The sequence below is a fragment of the Streptomyces sp. UH6 genome (assembly GCF_013421635.1).
Lineage (GTDB): Bacteria > Actinomycetota > Actinomycetes > Streptomycetales > Streptomycetaceae > Streptomyces > Streptomyces abyssomicinicus.
Genome location: NZ_JACADT010000425.1, coordinates 1 through 4715, shown reverse-complemented (window position 1 = coordinate 4715; position 4715 = coordinate 1). Strand labels below are relative to the sequence as shown.

4 protein-coding genes are annotated in these 4715 nt (G+C 73.5%); 3 read left to right on the top strand and 1 reads right to left on the bottom strand.

The genetic code is table 11. From position 1 onward, the window contains the following. Positions 1-374 precede the first annotated feature (374 nt). Both HW445_RS19055 and HW445_RS19050 read left to right on the top strand, forming a co-directional pair. A complete protein-coding gene (locus tag HW445_RS19055) occupies positions 375-2840 on the top strand; it encodes a molybdopterin oxidoreductase family protein (RefSeq protein ID WP_180222207.1) in 2466 nt (821 codons plus the stop codon). Continuing rightward, complete coding sequence (locus HW445_RS19050; RefSeq protein WP_180222206.1) at positions 2837-3328, top strand: hypothetical protein; 492 nt, start codon at positions 2837-2839, stop codon at positions 3326-3328. The genes HW445_RS19055 and HW445_RS19050 overlap by 4 nt, the downstream gene beginning before the upstream one ends. A 78-nt stretch (positions 3329-3406) precedes the next feature. Here HW445_RS19050 and HW445_RS19045 read toward each other — a convergent pair whose 3' ends face one another. Continuing rightward, complete coding sequence (locus HW445_RS19045) at positions 3407-3826, bottom strand: VOC family protein (RefSeq protein WP_180222205.1); 420 nt, start codon at positions 3824-3826, stop codon at positions 3407-3409. Positions 3827-4229: 403 nt separating this feature from the next. On the opposite strand from HW445_RS19045, the gene HW445_RS19040 reads away from it, so the two are divergent. After that, positions 4230-4700 carry a low molecular weight protein-tyrosine-phosphatase gene (locus HW445_RS19040; protein ID WP_180222204.1) on the top strand — a complete coding sequence of 157 codons (471 nt, stop codon included), beginning with the start codon at positions 4230-4232 and terminating at the stop codon, positions 4698-4700. Positions 4701-4715: the final 15 nt, after the last annotated feature.

Genomic DNA, 4715 nt, shown 5'->3' with positions numbered 1-4715 from the left:
CAGGCAGCAGCGCAGGGGTTCGCCGCCCTCGGCGGTGAGGCGTTCGGGCGGCGACCCCCACGCGTCGGGGCCGCCCTCGCGGGCGCGGTCGAGCACGGAGGCGGGGAGGGCGTGGACCCGGAAGGAGGGCGTCGTTCTCGCGGTCATACGGACAGGGTGCGGACGGGAGGCGGTCCGGGTCCGGCGGAAATCCGACGTGGTGTTCGGGGCACCGAACCGGTCGCACCGAACCGGTCGCGCCGAGCCGGTGGCACCGAGCTCGCACCGGGTCGGTGGCCTCGGGGGCCGTGGCGTCGGGCCGGAGGGCTCGGGCCGGTTGGCGGGGGTGGTGAGGGGTACCGGTGACCGGTCGTCGAGAGGCGGGAGACAGGCGCGTGGACGAGACGGTGGACCGGATCGCCCTTCCCTGGGGAGGGCGTACGCCCTACGACCGGCACGGGGTGTGGCCGGAACGGGTGGACGTCCGCCTGGAGGACGGGGTGGAGCCCGCCTCGGTGGACCGGTGGGTGCAGGCGGCCTCGATCCTGCACTCCGACGGGGACGCGATGGACATCGCGGTCCGCGACGGCCGCATGGTCGGGGTCCGCGGCCGGGCGGTGGACCGGGTGAACCGCGGGCGGCTCGGACCGAAGGACCTCTTCGGGTGGCAGGCCAACGCCTCGGCGGACCGCGAGGCAGGTGAGCTGGTGGAGTGCGACTGGGACACGGCCATGGAGCGGGTGACCCGCCGCACCCGGGAGCTGCTGGCCGAGCGCGGCCCGGGGTCCGTCGGCTTCTACACCTCCGGGCAGCTCTTCCTGGAGGAGTACTACACGCTCGCCGTGCTCGCCCGCGCCGGCATCGGGACCAGTCATCTGGACGGCAACACACGGCTGTGCACGGCCACCGCCGCCGAGGCGCTGAAGGAGTCGTTCGGCTGTGACGGTCAGCCGGGAACCTACGACGACATCGACCACGCCGACGTGATCGCCCTTTTCGGGCACAACCTGGCCGAGACCCAGCCCGTGCAGTGGATGCGGATCATGGACCGCCTGGAGGGCGCCGACCCGCCGCGCCTGGTCTGCGTCGACCCCCGGCCCACCCCGGCGGCCCGGGTGGCGGCCGTGCACCTGGCGCCCCGGCCCGGCACCAACGTGGCGCTGCTGAACGCGCTGCTGCACGAGATCGTGCGCAACGGCTGGACGGACCGGGCGTACATCGACGAGCACACCGTCGGCTTCGCGGAACTGGCGGAACGGGTACGGGACAGCACCCCGCGCCGGGCCGCCGGGATCTGCGACGTGCCGGAGGCGCGCATCCGCGAGGCGGCCGAGATCCTGGGGACCGCGGACCGGCTGCTGTCGACCGTGCTGCAGGGCGTCTACCAGTCGCACCAGGCGACGGCCGCGGCCGTGCAGGTCAACAACCTGCACCTGATCCGCGGGATGCTGGGCCGGCCCGGGGCCGGCGTGCTGCAGATGAACGGTCAGCCCACGGCCCAGAACACCCGCGAGTGCGGTGCCGACGGCGATCTGCCGGGCTTCCGGAACTGGCAGAACGACGCCCATGTCGCCGACCTCGCCCGGGTGTGGAACGTCGAGCCGGAGACCGTCCCGCACTACGCGCCGCCGACCCACGCCATGCAGATGTTCCGGTACGCCGAGCAGGGGTCGCTCAGGATGCTGTGGGTCAGCGGGACCAACCCCGCCGTCTCGCTGCCGGAGCTCTCCCGTGTCCGGTCGGTGCTCGGCCAGGAGCGCCTGTTCCTGGTCGTGCAGGACCTCTTCCTGACGGAGACGGCGCGATGCGCCGACGTGGTGCTGCCGGCGGCGACCTGGGGCGAGAAGACGGGCACCTTCACCAACGCCGACCGCACGGTGCACCTGTCGGAGAAGGCCGTGGAGCCGACCGGTGAGGCCCGTCCGGATCTGGACATCTTCCTGGAGTACGCCCGGCGGATGGACTTCCGGGACAAGGACGGGGGCCCGCTGATCACCTGGCACGACGCGGAATCGGCCTTCGAGGCGTGGAAGCGCTGCAGCGCGGGGCGGCCGTGCGACTACACCGGTCTGAGCTACGACATGCTGCGTGGCGGCAGCGGCGTCCAGTGGCCCTGCGGGGAGGGCGCTCCGGAGGGCACCTTGCGCCTCTACACCCGGGGGGCCAGCTGGGCCCACCCGGACGTCTGCGAGAGTTACGGCAAGGATCTGGTCACCGGGGCGGCGCAGGACGCGGTCGAGTACCGCTCGCTCAACCCGGACGGCAAGGCGATGATCAAGGCGGCCGAGTACCTTCCGCCGCACGAGGAACCGGACGACACGTACCCGTTCCACCTCACCACCGGCCGCACCGTGTACCACTTCCACACCCGCACCAAGACCGGGCGGGCTCCCCAGCTGGACGCGGCCGCCCCCGACGTCTGGGTCGAGGTGGCGGCCGTCGACGCGGAGCGCATGGACCTGCGGGAGGGGGACGTGGTCGAGGTGCGCACGCCCCGGGGCGCGACGCGGGGGCGGCTGCGGGTCACCGGGATGCGGCCCGGGGTCCTCTTCGTGCCGTTCCACTACGGCTACTGGGACACCCCCTCCCCGGACGGCCCGGACGACCGGACGCCGCCGCGTGCGGCCAACGAGGCCACGGTCACCGACTGGGATCCCGCGTCCAAACAGCCGCTGTTCAAGATGGCCGCGGCCTCGCTGACCCTGGTCGAGCGGGGTGACGGGAGCCCTTCCCCGGCGCCCACCACCACGGCCTCGGCCCCGGTGGACCGCGACTCCGTGCAGGCGACCGCCGGTGGTCCGGCGGCACATGTGCGGCAGACGAGCGAGGGCCGCCGGGACGCACGGGGAGGCGGACGGTGAAGGGGATCGGGATCGCGATGCGGGTGCTGCACCGGGGCGAGGAGGACCTGGCCCGGCAGCTGACGGCCGTGGCGGAGCGTCACCGCTCCGAGCACGAGGTGCACCACGTCGCCCTGGACCTGGCCGGCTGGTCCCGCGACCACGCGCGCCGGCTGGCCGACGCGGGAGCGGCTCGGGGACCGGGTCCGGACGAGCCGGCCGGCTCCCGCGACGGCGGCCTGCTGGCCACGCTTCGGTCGAAGGCCGCCGCGGTCGTCGGGCACCGCCCGGAACCAGGTCTGCTCCTTCTGCGCGACCTGCGGGAACTGCACCTATCGGCCGCGGAGAACTCGTTGCACTGGGAGATGCTGGCCCAGGCTGCGCAGGCGGCCCGGGAGCGGGAGCTGGTGGCGCTGGTGTCCTCCTGCCATCCGCGGACGCTGCGGCAGATGCGCTGGACCAACACGATGGTCAAGAATCTGGCGCCACAGGTGCTGACGAGCCTGTGACCGCCGCCCGGGAGAGGTGAGGAGAGGTGAAGGGCGCCGCCGGTCCCGTGGACGGGCCCGTGGCGCCTTCGGGCGGGCTCAGTCGGTGGAGATGTTGACCAGCCAGTCGATGCCGTAGGCGTCCGTGCAGGCCCCGAACTCGTCGCCCCAGGGCTGACGGTCCATCGGCACGGTGACCGTACCGCCGCTCGACAGCTTCTCCCACCAGCCGCGGAGCGTCCCGGCGTCGTCCCCGGTGAGCGCGACGGTCACGGCGCTGCCGGGCCGGTAGTCGGTTCCCGGCGGGACGTCGGCGCCCATGAGGGTGGGCCCGGACTCCGACTCCAGGCTGCCGTGCATGATCTTGGCGGCGTCGGCGGGGCTCAGCTCGGCGCCCATGTCGAGGGCGTCGTAGCGCATGAGTTCCAGCGTGCCGCCGAAGACGGTGCGGTAGAACTCCATCGCCTCGCGGGCGTTTCCGTCGAAGTTCAGATACGGACTGACGAAGGTGTTGCTCATGACGGCTCCTTCTCGCCCCCCTGCGCGAAACGGACCGGGCCATCGTGCCGCAACGGCCGGAGGCCCAGCGGTACGGCACGCGGGGATGCGGCATGCGGGGAGGCAGGGGTGTGGAGAGGCAGGGGTGTGGGGAGGCAGGGGTGTGGAGAGGCAGGGGTGGCGCCTTCCTCGTCCAGCGCGCCGGCCTGGGCCCCGGCACCGTGCTGCCGGAGGACTGACAGGGGCACACGCCATGTGCGACCTCCTGTGTCACCGGGTACGACGACACCGCCGACGAGTTCACGGTGCGCTACGCCGACGGGCGGGGCGTGGCCCGGGTCGAGGACGGTGCCGTCCGGCGGCGCGACGTCGACGTCACGTACCGACGGGTCCGCCGGCGGCCGGACCGCCGTAGGCTGGGCGGGTGCACCTGACGTTCGTCTGCAGCGGAAACATCTGCCGGTCCCCCTCGGCCGCCCTGGTGGTGGCGGAGCATCTGCGCCGGGCCGGCCTCGACGACCGGGTCCGGGTGACCAGCGCCGGGATCGGTGACTGGCACGTCGGGGAGCCGATCGACCCGCGCTCCGGCGGCGCGCTCGCCCACCGTGGCTATCCGACCGGCCATGCGGCCGCCCAGGTCGGTGCCGAGCACCTCGACGCCGACCTGTTCCTCGCGATGGACCGCACCCACGAGAAGGCGCTGCGCGGCCTGGTCGAGGACCCGTCCCGGGTCCGGCTGCTGCGCTCCTTCGACCCGGAGGCGGTGGCGTCCGGGGACCTCGAGGTGCCCGACCCGTACTACGGAGGGGGCCAGGGCTTCGAGGACGTCCTGGACATGATCGAGGCCTGCGTACCCGGTCTGCTCGCCTGGGTCCGCGGGCACCTGGCCGGATGACCGCCGCCGACGGGC

Bases quoted from the DNA above. Each gene is read 5' to 3' on its own strand.
- HW445_RS19045 (WP_180222205.1), bottom strand. From the start codon at position 3,826: ATGAGCAACACCTTCGTCAGTCCGTATCTGAACTTCGACGGAAACGCC.